The following is a 16,505-nucleotide window of genomic DNA, read 5'->3' on the forward strand; positions in this document are numbered from 1 at the left end:
CGTCTCTTCGTCATGGCCGCTCGCTGGATCGAAGCATCGCCCAAGGGCATCTATGTGCGTCCCGCCGATGCGTGGATCGACCCTTCGGTTCCCGTCGAGCGCGCGCTGGTCACCCACGGCCATGCCGATCATGCGCGCGGTGGCCACGGCACGAGCTGGGCGACGCCCGAGACGCTGGCGATCATGGCGCTGCGCTACGGCGACATCGCGGGCGTCCCCGTCGCCTATGGCGAGACCGTCTCGCTCGGCCCCGTCGACATCAGCTATGTCCCCGCCGGCCATGTGCTCGGCTCGGCGCAAATCCTGCTCGAACATGCGGGCGAGCGGGTGGTGGTGACCGGCGACTACAAGCGCCGTGACGATCCGACCTGCGCGCCGTTCGAGCCGGTGCCGTGCGACGTGCTCGTCACCGAGGCGACCTTCGGCCTGCCGGTGTTCCGCCATCCGCCGATCGGGCAGGAGATCGACCGGCTGCTCGGCGCGCTCCACGCCGCCCCGGAGCGTTGCGTGCTGGTCGGCGCCTATGCGCTCGGCAAGGCCCAGCGCGTGATCGCCGAGCTGCGCGCCCACGGCCATGCCGATCCGATCTACATCCACGGCGCGCTCGAACGGATGTGCGACCTCTATCGCGACTTCGGGGTCGAGCTGGGCGAGCTCTATCCGGCGACGGCAGCCTCGGCCGAGCAATTGCGCGGCAAGGTGGTGCTATGCCCGCCGTCGGCGCTCAACGACCGCTGGTCGCGGCGGCTGCCCGATCCGATCACGGCGATGGCCTCTGGCTGGATGCGCGTCCGTCAGCGCGCGCGGCAGAAGAATGTCGAGCTGCCGCTCGTCATCTCCGACCATGCCGACTGGGACGAGCTGACCGCGACCATCCGCGAGGTCGCCCCGTCGGAGATCTGGGTGACGCACGGGCGGGAGGAGGCGCTGGTCCACTGGTGTGGCCTCCACCAGATGCAGGCCCGCGCCCTCGCGCTGGTCGGCTATGAGGACGAGGACGAAGGGTGATGGTGGAGCATCGTCATCACCCCTCCCTCCCAGGGAGGGGCAGGGGGTGGGTTGCGAGCGAAGCGAGCGCCCCCAGCCTTCCGCAAAAGGCTGCGCCGGAGGCATCGAGCCTCCGGCTCCGCCACCCACCCTTTCATCCCTCCCTTGAAGGGAGGGAAAAGATCTAGCCGATGCACGCCTTCTCCCAGCTCCTGGACGGCCTGGTCTACACCCGCTCGCGCAATGCGAAGCTGGCGTTGATCGCCGACTATATGCGCTCCGCGCCCGATCCCGACCGGGGCTGGGCGCTCGCCGCGCTGACCGGCGATCTCAGCCTGCCCGCGGTCAAGGCCTCGGCGATCCAGGCGATCGTCGCCGAACGGGTCGATCCGCTGCTGTTCCTGATGAGCCGCGACTATGTCGGCGACCTCGCCGAGACGGTCGCGCTGATCTGGCCCAAGCGGATCGACCAGCCCGCCGAGATCGACGACGGCTCGCTCGGCCTCGCGGCGGTGGTCGATCGGCTGATGCGGCTCGGCCGCGCCGAGGCACCGGCGGCGCTGGGCGAGATGCTCGACCATCTCGACGCCAGCGGCCGCTTCGCGCTGCTCAAGCTCGCGACCGGCGGCTTGCGGGTCGGCATCTCGGCGCGCCTCGCCAAGACCGGCTTCGCCCAGGCCTTCGGGCTCGACGTCGATGCGGTCGAGGAGGTGTGGCACGCGCTGCGGCCGCCTTATGCGGAGCTGTTCGCCTGGGGGCTGGGCGGCGAACGGCCCGATCCGCGCGGCACGCCCTTCTTCCGGCCGTTCATGCTCGCCCATCCGCTGGAGGCCGAGACGCTCGACCTCGCCGACTATGCCGCCGAATGGAAATGGGACGGCATCCGCGTCCAGATCGTCGGCACGGGACAGGCGGTGCGGCTCTACAGCCGCGCGGGCGACGACATCACCGCGACCTTCCCCGACATCGCCGAGGCCGCGCACGGGATCGACGCGGTGCTCGACGGCGAGATGCTGGTGCGCGGCGAGGCGCAGGGCGCGGCCGAGCATGGCGGCTCGGCGGCCTCGTTCAACGCCCTGCAGCAGCGGCTCGGGCGCAAGAACGTCTCGGCGCGGATGCTGGCCGACTATCCGGCCTTCGTCCGTCTCTACGACCTGCTGATCGACGGCGCCGACGACCTCCGCGCGTTGCCGTGGGAGGCGCGGCGCGCGCGGCTCGAAGCCTTCGCGGCGCGGCTCGATCCGGCGCGCTTCGACCTGTCGGCGGTGATCGCCGCGCGCGACTTCGACGAGCTCGCCGAAACCCGCGCCGGCGCCCGCGACGCGGCGATCGAGGGGGTGATGCTCAAGCGCCGCGACAGCCCCTATGTCGCCGGCCGCCGTACCGGCCTCTGGTACAAGTGGAAGCGCGATCCGCTGACCGTCGACTGCGTGATGATGTACGCCCAGCGCGGCCATGGGAAGCGGTCGAGCTTCTATTCGGACTATACCTTCGGCTGCTGGTCGGAGGAGGGCGAGCTGCTGCCGGTCGCCAAGGCCTATTCGGGCTTCACCGACGAGGAGCTGAAATGGCTCGACGGCTTCGTCCGCAACCACACGGTCAACCGCTTCGGTCCGGTGCGCGAGGTGGAGAAGACGCTGGTCGTCGAGCTGGCCTTCGACAGCGTCCACGACAGCCGGCGCCACAAGTCGGGTGTGGCGATGCGCTTCCCGAGGATCGCCCGCATCCGCCGCGACAAGCCCCCCGAGGAGGCCGATACGATCGCGACGCTGAGGAAGCTGATCGTGTGAGGGGAGGCCCGTGCCTCTCCTGAGACCCCGGCCTCCGCCGGGGTGACGCAGGAAGAAGGGTAGAAAACGGAGCCCGTCAGGGCTCCGCAAGGCCGAACGGCCGCCCGAGCTTATGCGAGGAAGCCAAGGCGGACGGATGTCCGCCGCCCGGCGTCTGAGGGCTCAAACAAAAAGACTCAATCCAAATACGCGAATTCCAGATTGCCCCAGCGGCGGCCCTTCACGTGGAGGGGCAGGCAGATGCTCTTGACCGGTCGATAGCGTCCGCCGCCCAGGTCCTGGCGATAGGTCTCGACGATGAAGGGCGCGTCGCTCTTCAGGTTGAGCGCGGTCTGCTCGTCCATGAAGAAGCGGCGGTTGCGGCAATGTTCGGCGTTCCACAGCGGATCGGGGCCCTGCGGCAGCGAGCGGCTGCTGATATGGGTCGGCAGGAAACCGTTGGCGTCGACGATCGCGGTGGCGAGGACGCGGCCGTCGCCTTCGACGACGCGGTCGAGCAGCGGCCGGACATGATCGTCGGCAAAGGCGACGAAGCGCGTCATGAACTGTTCCGGATCGCTGCCGGGAATCGGGACATAGTCGTGGTCGAACACGTCGTCGATCGCCAGCCGGCCGTCGTCGACCGCCGTCTCGATGATCCGCCGGATGTCGAGCATCAGCCGCCGCGCGGTTTCGATGAACGGCGTGTCGGCGGTGTGGACGCCGGCGTTCGACACCAGGTTGAGCAGGCCGTTGGAGATGCGCTCCAGGTCGCCCAGCCGGTCGCGGGCTTCGCTCAGCGCCTGGCTGTTGGCCTGCGCCTCGTTCGACAGGCTGGTCAGCCCCAGCTCGAAATCCTGGACGTTGCGGCGGATCGCGAGCGATCCTTCGGCGATGTTGCCTGATCGGGCGTCGAGCGCGTCGACGAAGGCCAGCGTCTCGCCCAGCACATTGGCGAGCTCGGCGGTCTTCGCGCGCGCCTCGCCGCCGCTGGCGACACCGGCTTCGATCTCGCCGCCGATGCCGCGCGCTTCCTCGTTGAGCCGCTCGATCGTGCGGGCGATCCGTTCGGTCGCGCTGCGGGTGTCCGATGCGAGCTTCTTCACCTCGCCGGCGACGACCGCGAAGCCGCGCCCCGCCTCGCCGGCGCGGGCCGCCTCCAGCGTGGCGTTGAGCGCGAGCAGGTTGGTCTGCCGGCCGATCCGGTCGATCGACAGTGCGACGCCCTGAACCTGGCGCAGCGCCTCCTCCAGATTGTCCATCCGCTTGCCCAGGCGGAGGACCAGTTCGGTGAGGCCGGCGAAGGTCTCGATCGCGCCGTCGACGACGGGCTTGGACGCTTCGAGGTGGCCGCGCGCCTGGGTGGCGAATTCGCGGGCTTCGGCAGCGGCCTCGGTGACCTGCTCCTGCTCGGTTCGCAGGCCGGTGGCGGCCTCGCGAAGCTGGTCGAGCAGATCGGCCTGGGCGACGATCTTGTCGCCGACCTCGACGACGTTGCCGCCGACGTCGCTGCATTCGATGGCGAAGCGTCCGCAGCCGCGCGCGATCTCGCCGATCGCGGCTTCGAGCTTGAGGTCGTCCTTGCCTATCGGAGCCATCTCCATTCGGACCGCTATAGGGCGACATGGTAAACAGAATGTTGTCGCCGTCGCCGACAAGGAACGTTCGCCGCGCTGGGGGTTTGAATCGGTCACACCGTTGCGCAGGAGGAATCATCATGGCCGCGCGCGCTTATTGGCAGGGACAGATCCGCCTCGCGCTCGTCTCGATCCCGGTCGAGATCTATCCCGCGACCGGCAGCGGGGCGCAGGTCGCCTTCCACCAGATCCACGAACCCTCGGGCAAGCGGATCAAATATGAGAAGGTGGTGCCCGGCATCGGACCGGTCGACACCGACGACATCGTCAAGGGCTATGAGGTGTCGAAGGGCAATTACGTCCTGCTCGAACAGGACGAGATCGACGCCGTCAAGCTGGAGAGCAAGCGCACGCTGGAGCTGGTGCAGTTCGTCGCCTCGGACGAGATCGACGTGCTCTATTTCGACAAGCCCTATTATGTCGTCCCGGCCGACGAGCTGGCCGAGGAGGCTTTCATCGTGCTGCGCGAGGCGTTGCGCCGAACCCGCAAGGTCGGGCTGGGCCAGCTTGCGATGCGCGGGCGCGAATATGTCGTCAGCCTGAAGCCATGCGGGCGGGGCATGGTGCTGGAGACGCTCCGCTATGCCGATGAGGTGCGCAAGGCGCAGAGCTATTTTCGCGATATTCCGGACAGCAAGCCCGACGCCGACCTGCTCGATCTGGCCGAGACGCTGATCGACAAGAAGAGTGCGAGGTTCGACGCGAGCGAGTTCCACGACCGCTATGTCGACGCGCTCAAGGCGCTGATCGAGAAGAAGCGGAAGACCAAGGGCAAGAAGGTCATCGAGGAAGAGGAGGAGACGCCGGCGCGCAAGGGCAATGTCATCGACCTGATGGCCGCGCTCAAGAAATCGGTCGAGGGTGGGGCGGCCGCCAAGCCGGCGACCGCGCGGAAGGCGGCCCCGGCGCGGAAGGCGCCCGCCCGGAAGCGGGCATGAGCCATGGCCGCGCTCGAGGAATATAACCGCAAGCGCGACTTCGCGAAGACGCGCGAGCCGGCAGGCAAGCTGGAGAAGGCCAACCGCCATCGCTTCATCGTCCAGAAGCACGACGCGACCCGGCTGCACTATGATTTCCGTCTGGAGATGGACGGGGTGCTCAAGAGCTGGGCCGTGACGCGCGGGCCCAGCCTCGATCCCGACGACAAGCGGCTGGCCGTTCGGACCGAGGACCATCCGGTGTCCTATGGCGGTTTCGAGGGGACCATTCCCGAAGGCGAATATGGCGGCGGCACCGTAATGCTGTGGGACGAGGGCACCTGGGCGCCGGTCGAGGGCAAGAGCGAGCGGGACCTCGACAGGGGGCATCTCCATTTCACCCTCGACGGCCAGCGGATGAAGGGCGAATGGCTGCTCGTCCGGATCAAGGGCCGGCCTGGCGAGAAGCGCGAGAATTGGCTGCTGCGCAAGATCGACGATGCCGAGGCGGGCGGTAGCGACGATCTCGTCGCGCATGCGCTGACCAGCGTGAAGACCGGCCGGACGATGGCGGAGATCGCCGCCGACAAGGCAGGCGAATCGAGCCTGAAGGGCAAGCGCGGCAAGGCGTTCGACGCGATCATGGCGAAGTCGGAGGCGCATAATGCCCAGCTGGCCCGCCGCTCCGCCAGGGGACGCGGCAAGGCCGGATCGGCCTCCGCGCGGCCGCCGGCGTTCCGCAAGCCGCAGCTTGCGACGCTGGTCGACCATGTCCCCACCGGCAGCCAGTGGATCCACGAGATCAAGTTCGACGGCTATCGCGCGTTGATCGCGGTGGCTGGCGCGCGGGTGAAGATCTTCACCCGCACCGGCCTCGACTGGACCGACCGGTTCGCGCCGGTGGCGGAGGCGGTCGCCGCGCTTGGCCTGCCGCCGGCACTGATCGACGGGGAGATCGTCAGCCTCGGTGCCGACGGCAATCCCAGCTTCTCCGCGTTGCAGAAGGCGATCAAGGGTGAAGGCGGGGGCGGTGGCTTCGAGCTGTTCGCCTTCGATCTGCTTTCGCTGGACGGCGAGGACCTCGTCGATCTCGGCACGGTCGAACGCAAGGCGCGGCTCGCGGGGCTGCTTCCCCGCACCCATCCGATGATCCACTATGCCGATCATGTCGTCGGCGCCGGCGAGAAGCTGTTCGATGCGATGTGCCGTGCCGGGCAGGAGGGGATCATCTCGAAGCGCGCCGACGCGCGCTACCGGGCCGGGCGAACGACCAACTGGCTGAAGGTCAAATGCACCCGGCGGCAGGAATTCGTCATCATCGGCTGGAGCCGGAGCGAATCCGTCGGCCGCCCCTTTCGCGCGCTGTTGCTCGCGCAGCAGGGCGAGGACGGGCTGGTCTATGCCGGCAAGGTCGGCACCGGCTTCGACCGCGAGACGATGGAGATGCTGGCCGGGAAATTCGCCGCGCGCGCCCGCAAGAAACCGCCGGCCGAGGTCCCCCGCGCCGAGGCGCGCGGCGCCTCGTGGATCCGGCCCGATCTGGTCGCCGAGATCGGCTTTGCCGAGTTCACCCATGAGGGGATATTGCGGCAGGCGAGCTTCATCGGCCTGCGCTCCGACAAGAAGGCGGCCGAGGTGACAGCGGAGAAGCCCATGCCCGTCGAGGAAGCGACCCGGTCCGACGAAACGCCGGTGAAGATCAGCAACCCGGATCGGGTGATCTTCCCAGAGGCGAAGGCGACCAAGGGCGATCTGGCCCGCTATTATCAGGCGGTCGGCCCGATCATCCTGCCCTGGCTGGGGCATCGCCCGGTCAGCCTGGTGCGCTGCCCGCAGGGCCGGGCGAAGCAATGCTTCTTCCAGAAGCATGATTCGGGCAGCTTCGGCGAGCATGTCCACCATGTCCCGATCCAGGAGAAGGACGGGAAGACCGAGGATTATCTCTATGTGGACGACGTCGCCGGCATCCTGGCCTGCGTCCAGATGGGGACGATAGAGTTCCACGGCTGGGGCTCGCGGGTCGAGCGGATCGAGGCGCCCGACCGCATGATCTTCGACCTCGACCCGGACGTCGGCCTCGACTTCGCCGATGTCCGCAAGGCGGCGAAGGATATCCGGACGCTGTTGTCGGACATCGGCCTCACCAGCTTCGCGATGCTGTCGGGGGGCAAGGGCGTGCATGTCGTCGTGCCGTTGCGGCCCGAGGCGGAGTGGCCGGCGGTGAAGGATTTCGCCCATCGCTTCGCCGAGGCGATGGCGCAGGCCGAGCCGGACCGCTTCGTCGCGACCATGGCCAAGGCCAAGCGGGTCGGCCGCATCTTCATCGACTATCTGCGCAACCAGCGTGGCGCGACCGCGGTGGTGCCTTATGGCGCGCGGGCGCGCGAGAACGCACCCGTGGCGGCGCCGGTGAGCTGGAGCGAGCTCGACGATTTCGACAAGGCGAGCGCGTTCACGATCAAGGATGCCGATCTGCTGTTGAAGCGGGCGTCGTCCAAGGCGCTCAAGGGGTGGGGGGTGGCGGACCAGACGCTGCCGGACCTGTGAATTATTATAGCGTATGCTATAAAATACGGGAACGGGAGAGGAGGAGTCGATGTTCGTCGCGGTCTATTGGTGGCGGGTGCATCCGGGCAAGGAGGAGCAGTTCATCCGCGCCTGGACGCGGGGGACCGAGCTGATCCGGGAGATATACGGCAGCTACGGGTCGCGCCTGCACCGCGATGCCGACGGGCGCTTCGTCGGCTATGCCGAGTGGCCCGACGAGGCGACCTGGCGTTATGCGTTCGATCGCAAGATGACTTATGAGGACCCCGAGACCCGCGCCGCCTTCGTCGATGCGGTGTGCGAGGTGCCGCCCGACGCCGACCCGATCTTCACCATGACGGTGGTGAGCGACCGCCTGACGACCCGGATCGAGCCCGCAACGGACTGAACCGGCCCGGCTCCCTTTCGTTGAAGGGCCAAAGGAGAGCCGCGATGACCGACCAGCAGCAGCCGATGATCCATGAGGAGGGCCTTCCGGGCCATGAAAGCACGCTCGAGCCCAAGCCCGACTGGGCGCCGCGCTATCCCGGCTCCGGGCGGTTGGCGGGCAAGGTGGCCCTGATCAGCGGCGCCGACAGCGGGATCGGCCGCGCGGTCGCCGCGCTCTATGCCCGTGAGGGCGCCGATATCGCGATCCTCTACCTGTGCGAGCATGACGACGCCCGCAAGACCGTGGAGATCGTCGAGCGTGAGGGCCGCCGGGCGATCGCGATCGCCGGCGACGTCGGCGACAAGGATTTCTGCGATCGCGCCGTGGCCGAGGTTATCGACCGGTTCGGGCGGCTCGACGTGCTGGTCAACAATGCCGGCGAGCAGCATCCCGACAAGGATATCACCGATATCAGCGAGGAGCAGCTCCGCCGCACCTTCCAGACCAACATCTTCGGCATGTTCTTCCTGACCCAGGCGGCGCGGCCGCACCTCGGCAAGGGCGCGGCGATCATCAACTGCACGTCGGTGACGATGTACCAGGGAAGCAAGGAGCTGCTCGACTATTCGAGCACCAAGGGCGCGATCACGGCATTCACCCGCTCGCTGTCGGAGAATCTGGTCGGCGAGGGGATCAGGGTCAATGCGGTGGCGCCGGGGCCGATCTGGACCCCGCTCAATCCCTCTGGCGGCGCGAGCGAGGAGAAGCTCGAACATTTCGGCGAGAACACGCCGATGGGCCGCCCCGGCCAGCCGAACGAGGTGGCGCCATCCTTCCTGTTCCTGGCCTGCGAGGATTCGAGCTACATGTCCGGCCAGGTGCTCCACCCGAACGGCGGGACCGTGGTGAACGGATGATATTGGGTTCTCGTCATCGCGACGGAGGCCAGGATATCAGGAGAAGGGGGGCAAGCGCGAGGCAGGAGCCGCCTGAGATGCCGGTCTCCGCCGGCATGACGGGATGGTCCGGACAAAAAAATGGGCGCCCCGAGGGGCGCCCATTCCGTTCGGTAATCGTGGCTCCTCGCGGAGCCGGCGATTACTTCGAATCCTTGACGGCGTCGGCCGCGTTCTCGGCCGCGTCGGCGGCGTTCTCGAGCGCGCTCTCGGTCGCCTCATTGGTGGCGGCGTCGGCAGCGTTCTCGAGCGCGTCAGCCTGGTTGTCCAGGGCCGCAGCGGCGTTGTCGGCGGCGTTCTCAGCCGGGGTTTGCTTGTTGCAGGCGGCCAGAGCCATCAGGCCGGCAGCAACGAAAACGAGGCTCAGCTTCTTCATTCGAGCAGCTCCCAAAGCATATTATCGGCCCGGCTCGAACGCCGTTCCTCTGGCTGACATAACGTTGATAAGGGTAGCGTCAACGGAAAATCGACATGAATCGAAGGCTTAAGCGCGCATCAGCAACGGTCTGCCGCAACCGTTCAGCACCAGTTCACGGGCGTGAGAGTGGCGAAAAGCCGGGATCGTTGCGGAGTCGAACCGCAGCGGCGACAGGCTATTGGGGAATCGATTCCGCCAGCGACAGCTGGTCGAGAATTTTCGCCGTCTCGTCGCGGACGGAAAGCATCACCCCGCGCAGCCGGCACTCGGTTTCGTCGATGCAGTGATCGCACGGCGTATAGGCGAGCCGGGCCGCGCACGGCACCAGCGCCAGCGATCCGCGGGTGGCGCGGACGATGTCGCCATAGGTGATCTCGGTCGGCGCACGCGACAGCCAATAGCCGCCTTCCTTGCCGCGCATCGTCTCGACGAAGCCGGCGCGCTTCATCTCCGACAGGATGACGGTCAGGAATTTCGCCGGGATATTCTGCCGCTCCGCGATCTCGGCGAGTTGGATCGGCCCTTCGCCGTAATGATCCGCGAGATGGAGCAGGGCGCGGATCGCGTATCGGGTTCGTTGGGACAGCACAGGACGGCCTTTAAGAAGCTTTCACCGATGTAGGCAAACCTTATAAAAATGGAAGAGTAGAGTTAGCCTGATCATGCCCGCTTGCGTCGCATCGGCGCTTTCCCTATGGAGCGCCATCTCGGCGCCCGCTGGCGCCCGTGGCGATCGTAGCTCAATTGGTTAGAGCGCCGGTTTGTGGTACCGGAGGTTGCGGGTTCAATCCCCGTCGATCGCCCCATTCCTGCACAGCAGCGATCATCAGTGGCTCCCCGCGGAATTTCCGACTCGCCTTGGCGTAGAAATAATATTATTTCGCCAACCGGTAATTAAATTACACGGCAATTATGCGAGGGCCTGATGACCGCTCCCTGGACCTATCCCGATTTCGACGACCATGAGGGCGTCCACCTGTTCCGCGACGCCGCATCCGGCCTCACGGCGGTGATCGCGATCCACTCGACCCACCTCGGGCCGGCCGCGGGCGGCACGCGCTTCTGGCATTATGCCGACCCGGCGGAATCGATCACCGATGCGCTGCGGCTGTCGCGCGGCATGAGCTTCAAGAATGCGATGGCGGGGCTGCCGATGGGCGGCGGCAAGGCGGTGATCGTCGCCGATTCGCTACGCACCAAGACGCCCGAGATGCTGGCAGCCTTCGGCCGCGCCGTCGATTCGCTGGGCGGCCGCTACATCACCGCCGAAGATGTCGGGATGAGCGACGCGGACATGGTCGCGATCTCGAAGGAGACCCGGCATGTGTCCGGCTTGCCGGTCGCGGCGGGCCATGCCGGCGGCGATCCGGGGCCGACCACCGCGAAGGGCGTCTATCTGGGGGTCCGCGCGGCGATCGCGCGCGGGCTGGGCAAGGCCGATCCGGCCGGTGTCCATGTCGCGGTGCAGGGCGTCGGCAGCGTCGGCGGCGGTCTGGCCCGGCTGCTGGCGAAGGACGGCGTCAGGCTGACCCTGGCTGACGTCGATGCCCGCCGCGCCCAGGCGATGGCCGACGAGCTGGGCGCGACCGCGGTGGCATCCAACGAGATCATGACGATCGAGGCCGACGTGCTGAGCCCCTGCGCGCTCGGCGCGGTGCTCGACGAGCGCTCGATTGCCGGGCTGCGGGTCGGCATCGTCGCGGGCGGCGCCAACAACCAGCTCGCCACCCCGGCTGACGCCGACCGCATCCATGGGCGTGGCATCCTCTATGCGCCCGACTATGTGATCAATGCGGGCGGCATCATCAACGTCGCGCTCGAATATCTCGGCCAGGGCGACCGCGCCGAGGTCGAGGCGCGGGTCGCCCGCATCCCCGAGCGGCTCGAGCAGATCTGGGCGGAGAGCGCGTCGACCGGCGTGCCCTCGGCGGTCGTTGCCGATCGCATGGCGATGCGGCTGATCGGCCGGGGCTGACCTTTCGTCGCGGCGGCGCCCGATCGAGCTATTCGATCGGCGGCGTCGCCGCGACCATGTCCTTGTGCAGGCGGTGCTCGCGCCAGGCGGTGGTGAGCCCGCTGGCGATGATCAGCGCCGCGCCGATCGCGGTGTTGGGGCCGGGCAGGGTCGACCAGATCAGCCAGCCGAGCAGCGCCGCCCAGATGATCTGGGTATAGTCGAACGGCGCGACGACCGACACCGGTGCGACCTGCAGGGCGCGGGTCATGAGCAATTGCGCGGCAGCCCCGGTCACGCCCCCGAACAGCAGCAGCGCCCAGGTGAAGGGCGGATGCGGCGCGCTGTGGAACAGCATGGCGACGCCGCTGACCACCGTCGTCGAGAGGAAGAACCAGAAAACGATCGATCCGTGCGTCTCGACGCTGCTCATCTGGCGGATCGTCACCGTCGCCGCGGCCGAGGCGGCGGCGCCGAGCAATGTATAGACGATACCGGCGAGCGGCAGCGCGGCGCCCGAGGGCTGGGCGACGATCAGCACGCCGAGGAAGCCGATCGCGACGGCGGCCCAGCGGTGCGGGCCGACCTTCTCGTGCAGGACCAGGACCGACAGCAGCGTCGCGAAGGCGGGCGCCGAGAAGCCGATCGTCACCGCATCGGCGATCGGCAGCAGCATCAGCCCCTGATAGAGCATCGTCAGCGAGACCATGCCGATCATCGAGCGGAGCACGTGCGCGCCGGGGCGCTTCGTCCGCACCGCGCCGATGCCCGGCCCCGATGCGAGCCAGGCAAGCGTCACCGGCAGGCCCACCGCCGAGCGGAAGAAGACCAGCTCGACCAGGCTCGCGCCGCCCTCGCTCGCCCATTTCATCGCCGCGCTCATCAGCGCGAAGAAGACGACCGCGATCGAGCGGAGCAGGATGCCCTGCAAGGCATGCGAGGAACGGAGCTGGGAACCGGCCATGTTCACGCAGGCCATGGAGCCGATCGGCGGGGCACGCAAGCCATGTTCCGGGGCTGGCCATCGCGGCCATTGCGAACCGCGCGGGGACCCCTTATTCCCCGTCGCGCCGTGCATATCTTCGCCAACCCCGCCCGCTTCCTTTCGATCGCGCGACCGCTGACTCCCTGGCTGGGCTGGCCGGGGCTGCTGCTGATCGCGACCGGGCTCGTTTCGGGCCTGTTCCTGACGCCGCCCGACTATCTGCAGGGCGAAAGCGTTCGGATCATGTACGCCCATGTCCCCGCTGCCTGGCTCGGCATGGCGGGGTGGAGCGGGATCGCGGTGGCCAGCCTGATGCAGCTCATCTGGCGGCATCCGCTGGCGGCGGTCGCGGCGCGCGCGATCGCGGTTCCGGGCGCGCTGTTCGCGGCGATCTGCCTGCTCACCGGCTCGATCTGGGGGCGCCCGACCTGGGGCACCTGGTGGGAATGGGACGGGCGGCTGACCTCGATGCTCGTCCTCTTCTTCCTCTACATCGCCTATATCGCGCTGTCCTCGGCGGGGGCGGAGCGCGGCAGCAACGACCGCGTCTCGGCGATCTTCGGCGTGGTCGGTGCGGCCAACATCCCGATCATCCATTATTCGGTCGAATGGTGGCGCACGCTCCACCAGGGGCAGAGCATCGGCCTCGCCGGATCGAAGATCGATGGCTCGATCCTGTGGCCGCTGCCGCTCACCACGCTCGGTTTCACCCTGTTGTTCGCGGCGATCGTGCTGATGCGGATGCGGGCGATGCTGGCCGAAGCGAAGGTCGAGGCCCGGCTCAAGCGGATGGCGTCCGAATGAACCACTGGCCCTTCATCATCGCGGCCTATGCGATCACCATCGTCGGCACGCTCGCCGTGCTTGGCGCCAGCTTCGTGCGGATGCGCCGCGCCGAGCGGCGGGCCGACGCCCTGACGAGACGAGACTGATGGCGTTGAAGGCGAAGAACCAGCGACTGATCCTGGCCCTGCTCGCGGTCGTCGCGATCGTCGGCGCCGCGCTGCTCGCCATGTCGGCGCTCAAGGATCAGGCGGCCTATTTCTACACGCCCGCCGACGCGAAGAAGGACCATGTCGAGGTCGGCCGCGCGGTTCGGCTCGGCGGCATGGTGCAGAAGGGGTCGATCCAGCGCGAGGCGGACGGCGTGACGATCCGTTTCGTCGTCACCGACAATGTCGAGACCGTGCCGGTGCGCTTCACCGGCATCGTCCCCGACCTGTTCAAGGAAGATTCGGGCGTCGTCGCCGAGGGCAGCTTCCAGCCCGACGGCAGCTTCGTCGCCACCAATATCCTCGCCAAGCATGACGAGCGCTACATGCCGCCGCAGGTCGCCGGCGAGATGCACAAGACGGAGAGTCTGGACGCCAACGGCGCCCAGCAGAAGGGGACGAAGTGATCGCCGAGGCAGGATTGGCCGCCCTCTGGCTGGCGGCGGCGCTCGCCGCGCTCCAGCTCGCCATGGGGTGGATGGGAGTGTCGAGCCAGCGGACCGATCTGCTCGCCGCGGTGCGGCCGATCGCGATCATCCAGGCGGGCCTGACCGGGATCGCCTTCCTGGTGCTGATCTACCTGTTCGTGACGGTCGACCTTTCGGTCGCGCTGGTCGCGGCCAACGACGCCTCGACCAAGCCGCTGCTCTACAAATTCGCCGGCACCTGGGGGAACCACGAAGGCTCGATGCTGATGTGGGTCACCATCCTCGCGGTGGCGGGCGGCGCGGTCGCGATCTTCGAGCGGCGGCTCAACGAGCGGACGCTGATCGCGACGCTGGCGGCGCAGGCGGCGATCGGGCTCGGCTTCTACGCCTTCCTGCTGTTCGCCTCGAATCCCTTCGCCCGGCTCGATCCGGCGCCGGCCGAGGGGCAGGGGCTCAACCCGCTGCTCCAGGACCCCGGCCTCGCCTTCCATCCGCCGACGCTCTATCTCGGCTATGTCGGCCTGTCGGTCGCCTTCTCCTTCGCTGTCGGTGCGCTGGTGACCCGTGACGTCGGCACCGCCTTCGCGCGGGCGATGCGGCCCTGGGTGCTGGGCGCCTGGATATTGCTGACGATCGGCATCACCGCCGGCAGCTACTGGGCCTATTATGAGCTCGGCTGGGGCGGCTGGTGGTTCTGGGACCCGGTCGAGAACGCCTCGCTGATGCCGTGGCTCGCCGCGACCGCGCTGCTCCATTCGGTGACCGTGCTCGCGACCCGCGAGGGGCTGCGCGCCTGGACGGTGATGCTCGCGGTCGTCGCCTTCTCGATGTCGATGGTTGGCACCTTCCTGGTCCGCTCGGGCATCCTGACCTCGGTCCATGCCTTCGCGGTCGATCCCAAGCGCGGCACCTTCATCCTCGCGCTGCTCGCCATCTATATCGGCGGCGCGCTCGCCCTGTTCGGCCTGCGCGTCGGCACGGTGCGCGAGGGATCGCGCTTCGACGCGGTCAGCCGCGAGGGATCGCTGGTCATCAACAACCTGCTGCTGTCGGCGATCCTCGGCATCGTCCTGGTCGGCACGCTCTATCCGCTGATCGCCGAATCGATTACCGGCGAGAAGCTGTCGGTCGGCCCGCCCTATTTCAACAGCGCCGCCGGTCCGCTGGCGCTGATCCTGGTCGTGGTGATGGCGGCGGGGCCGATCATGCGCTGGCGCCGCGACGACCTGAAGGCGACGCTGACCCGGCTGGCGGTCCCGTTGCTGCTCTCGGCGCTGGTATTGCTGCTGGTGATACTGCTGGCGCCCGGCATCCGCATCCTGCCGCTGCTCGGCCTGGTCGCCGCCGCCGGGGTCGGCCTTGCCAGCCTCGCGCCGCTCTGGGGCCGCAACCTGCGCCGCACCCCCCTCTACATCTGGGGCATGGTGATCGCGCATCTCGGCATCGCGGTCAGCATCGCCGGCATGGCGTCCGAAAGCGCGTTCACCAAGGAGACGCTGGTCGCCGCGCGGATCGGTGAGCTCCATCGCGTCGGTCCCTACAGCGTGCGGCTTGACGACGTGCAGCCGGTCGCCGGGCCCAATTACACCGCGATCGAGGGCACCGTCACCGCGCAACGCGGCGCCGGCAAGCCGTTCACGCTCCATCCGCAGACGCGCAACTTCCCCTCGCCGCAGACCGAGACCAACGAAGCGGCGATCACCACCGTCCCCGACGGCCAGCTCTACGTCGTCGTCGGTCGCGCCGACGAGCAGGGCCGCTGGCAGCTCCGCCTGTGGTGGAAGCCGTTCGTCACCCTGATCTGGGCCGGCGGCGGACTGGTCGCGCTCGGCGGCTTCCTGTCGCTGATCGGCCGCGTCCGGCGCGAGATGCGGCACGCGCCGCCGCGGGAGTTCCTATGAGGAAGCTGCTCATCTGGCTGCCGCTGGCGCTGTTCCTGATCTTCCTCGGCGTGTTCGCCAGCGGGCTGATCAGCCCCGAGAGCAAGACCATCCCGTCGAAGCTGGTCGGCAAGCCGATGCCGGGCTTCGCGCTGGCTCCGGCGGTTCCCGGCAAGCCGGGCCTGACCAGCGCCGAGCTGGCCAACGGCCGGCCGCACCTCGTCAACGTCTTCGCGAGCTGGTGCGTCCCCTGCATCGCCGAGGCGCCGCAGCTCCGTCAGCTCGCCGAGGCCGGGGTGCCGGTCTACGGCATCGCCATCCGCGACCGGCCGGAGGACCTCGCCCGCTTCCTCGCCCGCAACGGCGACCCGTTCCGCGCAATCGGCGGCGATCCCAACAGCAGCGTCCAGATCGCGCTCGGATCGTCGGGGGTGCCCGAGACCTTCATCGTCGACGGCAAGGGTATCATCCGCAAGCAGCATATCGGCGCGATCAACCCGGAGGACGTCCCCGGGATCATGTCGGCGCTGGGAGACGCGCGATGATGGTACGGAAGTTCCGTTCGTCCCGAGCGAAGTCGAGGGACGTAGGCTCTCGGAGCGTGTCTCGACTTCGGCCCTTGGCCGAAGTTCATCCCGAGCGCCTGCCTTGCGGGCAGTCGAGGG

General features: G+C 68.1%; 16 protein-coding genes and 1 tRNA gene. 13 read left to right on the top strand and 4 right to left on the bottom strand.

What is annotated here, in order from left to right:
* Positions 1-12: 12 nt before the first annotated feature.
* Complete coding sequence (locus tag B5X82_RS05925; protein WP_079647342.1) at positions 13-1,008, top strand: ligase-associated DNA damage response exonuclease; 996 nt, start codon at positions 13-15, stop codon at positions 1,006-1,008.
* A 170-nt stretch (positions 1,009-1,178) separates the two neighbouring features.
* Positions 1,179-2,777 (top strand): cisplatin damage response ATP-dependent DNA ligase, encoded by a 1,599-nt coding sequence (locus B5X82_RS05930; protein WP_079647180.1) that lies wholly within the window; start codon positions 1,179-1,181, stop codon positions 2,775-2,777.
* 176 nt (positions 2,778-2,953) lie between these two features.
* Here B5X82_RS05930 and B5X82_RS05935 read toward each other — a convergent pair whose 3' ends face one another.
* Positions 2,954-4,354 carry a methyl-accepting chemotaxis protein gene (locus B5X82_RS05935; RefSeq protein ID WP_209047216.1) on the bottom strand — a complete coding sequence of 467 codons (1,401 nt, stop codon included), beginning with the start codon at positions 4,352-4,354 and terminating at the stop codon, positions 2,954-2,956.
* Positions 4,355-4,473: 119 nt separating this feature from the next.
* Here B5X82_RS05935 and ku point away from each other — a divergent pair, with 119 nt between their 5' ends.
* Genes ku through B5X82_RS05955 form a run of 4 tightly spaced genes read left to right on the top strand, consistent with a single transcriptional unit; the run spans position 4,474 to position 9,144 of the window.
* Positions 4,474-5,331 carry a non-homologous end joining protein Ku gene (gene ku, locus B5X82_RS05940; protein WP_079647182.1) on the top strand — a complete coding sequence of 286 codons (858 nt, stop codon included), beginning with the start codon at positions 4,474-4,476 and terminating at the stop codon, positions 5,329-5,331.
* A gap of 3 nt (positions 5,332-5,334) precedes the next feature.
* Positions 5,335-7,857: a DNA ligase D gene (gene ligD, locus B5X82_RS05945; RefSeq protein WP_079647183.1), complete on the top strand. Its 2,523-nt coding sequence runs from the start codon at positions 5,335-5,337 to the stop codon at positions 7,855-7,857.
* Positions 7,858-7,906: 49 nt separating this feature from the next.
* The gene (locus B5X82_RS05950; protein ID WP_079647184.1) at positions 7,907-8,245 is read left to right on the top strand and encodes an antibiotic biosynthesis monooxygenase family protein; all 339 of its coding nucleotides are present in this window, start codon (positions 7,907-7,909) and stop codon (positions 8,243-8,245) included.
* Positions 8,246-8,289: 44 nt separating this feature from the next.
* Positions 8,290-9,144 carry an SDR family oxidoreductase gene (locus B5X82_RS05955; protein ID WP_079647185.1) on the top strand — a complete coding sequence of 285 codons (855 nt, stop codon included), beginning with the start codon at positions 8,290-8,292 and terminating at the stop codon, positions 9,142-9,144.
* A gap of 181 nt (positions 9,145-9,325) precedes the next feature.
* On the opposite strand, the gene B5X82_RS05960 is transcribed toward B5X82_RS05955, so the two are convergent.
* Positions 9,326-9,559, bottom strand: coding sequence for a hypothetical protein (locus B5X82_RS05960; protein WP_079647186.1), 234 nt, complete (start codon positions 9,557-9,559; stop codon positions 9,326-9,328).
* 217 nt (positions 9,560-9,776) lie between these two features.
* Positions 9,777-10,190: an RrF2 family transcriptional regulator gene (locus tag B5X82_RS05965; protein WP_079647187.1), complete on the bottom strand. Its 414-nt coding sequence runs from the start codon at positions 10,188-10,190 to the stop codon at positions 9,777-9,779.
* A gap of 140 nt (positions 10,191-10,330) precedes the next feature.
* On the opposite strand from B5X82_RS05965, the gene B5X82_RS05970 reads away from it, so the two are divergent.
* A tRNA-His gene (locus tag B5X82_RS05970) sits at positions 10,331-10,407 on the top strand.
* Between the two features lie 119 nt (positions 10,408-10,526).
* Positions 10,527-11,576 (top strand): Glu/Leu/Phe/Val family dehydrogenase, encoded by a 1,050-nt coding sequence (locus tag B5X82_RS05975; RefSeq protein ID WP_079647188.1) that lies wholly within the window; start codon positions 10,527-10,529, stop codon positions 11,574-11,576.
* Positions 11,577-11,604: 28 nt separating this feature from the next.
* Here the strand turns inward: B5X82_RS05975 and B5X82_RS05980 are convergent, their stop codons facing one another.
* Complete coding sequence (locus B5X82_RS05980; protein WP_235862609.1) at positions 11,605-12,519, bottom strand: DMT family transporter; 915 nt, start codon at positions 12,517-12,519, stop codon at positions 11,605-11,607.
* Positions 12,520-12,627: 108 nt separating this feature from the next.
* Here B5X82_RS05980 and ccmC point away from each other — a divergent pair, with 108 nt between their 5' ends.
* The 5 genes from ccmC to B5X82_RS06005 are packed head-to-tail and all read left to right on the top strand — an operon-like array spanning position 12,628 to position 16,385.
* Entirely contained in the window at positions 12,628-13,344 is a 717-nt protein-coding gene (gene ccmC, locus B5X82_RS05985) for a heme ABC transporter permease CcmC (RefSeq protein ID WP_079647190.1), read from the top strand.
* Positions 13,341-13,472, top strand: coding sequence for a heme exporter protein CcmD (locus tag B5X82_RS05990; RefSeq protein ID WP_016747160.1), 132 nt, complete (start codon positions 13,341-13,343; stop codon positions 13,470-13,472). Before ccmC ends, B5X82_RS05990 begins: the two co-directional genes overlap by 4 nt.
* A 5-nt stretch (positions 13,473-13,477) precedes the next feature.
* Positions 13,478-13,939, top strand: coding sequence for a cytochrome c maturation protein CcmE (ccmE, locus tag B5X82_RS05995; protein ID WP_176152488.1), 462 nt, complete (start codon positions 13,478-13,480; stop codon positions 13,937-13,939).
* Positions 13,936-15,861 (top strand): heme lyase CcmF/NrfE family subunit, encoded by a 1,926-nt coding sequence (locus B5X82_RS06000; protein ID WP_079647192.1) that lies wholly within the window; start codon positions 13,936-13,938, stop codon positions 15,859-15,861. Before ccmE ends, B5X82_RS06000 begins: the two co-directional genes overlap by 4 nt.
* Complete coding sequence (locus tag B5X82_RS06005; RefSeq protein WP_079647193.1) at positions 15,858-16,385, top strand: DsbE family thiol:disulfide interchange protein; 528 nt, start codon at positions 15,858-15,860, stop codon at positions 16,383-16,385. Before B5X82_RS06000 ends, B5X82_RS06005 begins: the two co-directional genes overlap by 4 nt.
* The last annotated feature ends 120 nt before the right edge of the window (positions 16,386-16,505 follow it).

Source organism: Rhizorhabdus histidinilytica, from assembly GCF_900167915.1.
In the GTDB taxonomy this organism is placed as follows: domain Bacteria; phylum Pseudomonadota; class Alphaproteobacteria; order Sphingomonadales; family Sphingomonadaceae; genus Rhizorhabdus; species Rhizorhabdus histidinilytica.

Excerpts from the sequence above, each read along its gene's own strand:
- B5X82_RS05925 (WP_079647342.1), top strand. The coding sequence starts at position 13 with ATGGCCGCTCGCTGGATCGAAGCATCGCCCAAGGGCATCTATGTGCGT.
- B5X82_RS05930 (WP_079647180.1), top strand. The coding sequence starts at position 1,179 with ATGCACGCCTTCTCCCAGCTCCTGGACGGCCTGGTCTACACCCGCTCG.
- B5X82_RS05935 (WP_209047216.1), bottom strand. The coding sequence starts at position 4,354 with ATGGCTCCGATAGGCAAGGACGACCTCAAGCTCGAAGCCGCGATCGGC.
- ku (WP_079647182.1), top strand. The coding sequence starts at position 4,474 with ATGGCCGCGCGCGCTTATTGGCAGGGACAGATCCGCCTCGCGCTCGTC.
- ligD (WP_079647183.1), top strand. The coding sequence starts at position 5,335 with ATGGCCGCGCTCGAGGAATATAACCGCAAGCGCGACTTCGCGAAGACG.
- B5X82_RS05950 (WP_079647184.1), top strand. The coding sequence starts at position 7,907 with ATGTTCGTCGCGGTCTATTGGTGGCGGGTGCATCCGGGCAAGGAGGAG.
- B5X82_RS05955 (WP_079647185.1), top strand. The coding sequence starts at position 8,290 with ATGACCGACCAGCAGCAGCCGATGATCCATGAGGAGGGCCTTCCGGGC.
- B5X82_RS05960 (WP_079647186.1), bottom strand. The coding sequence starts at position 9,559 with ATGAAGAAGCTGAGCCTCGTTTTCGTTGCTGCCGGCCTGATGGCTCTG.
- B5X82_RS05975 (WP_079647188.1), top strand. The coding sequence starts at position 10,527 with ATGACCGCTCCCTGGACCTATCCCGATTTCGACGACCATGAGGGCGTC.
- B5X82_RS05980 (WP_235862609.1), bottom strand. The coding sequence starts at position 12,519 with ATGGCCGGTTCCCAGCTCCGTTCCTCGCATGCCTTGCAGGGCATCCTG.
- B5X82_RS05990 (WP_016747160.1), top strand. The coding sequence starts at position 13,341 with ATGAACCACTGGCCCTTCATCATCGCGGCCTATGCGATCACCATCGTC.
- B5X82_RS06005 (WP_079647193.1), top strand. The coding sequence starts at position 15,858 with ATGAGGAAGCTGCTCATCTGGCTGCCGCTGGCGCTGTTCCTGATCTTC.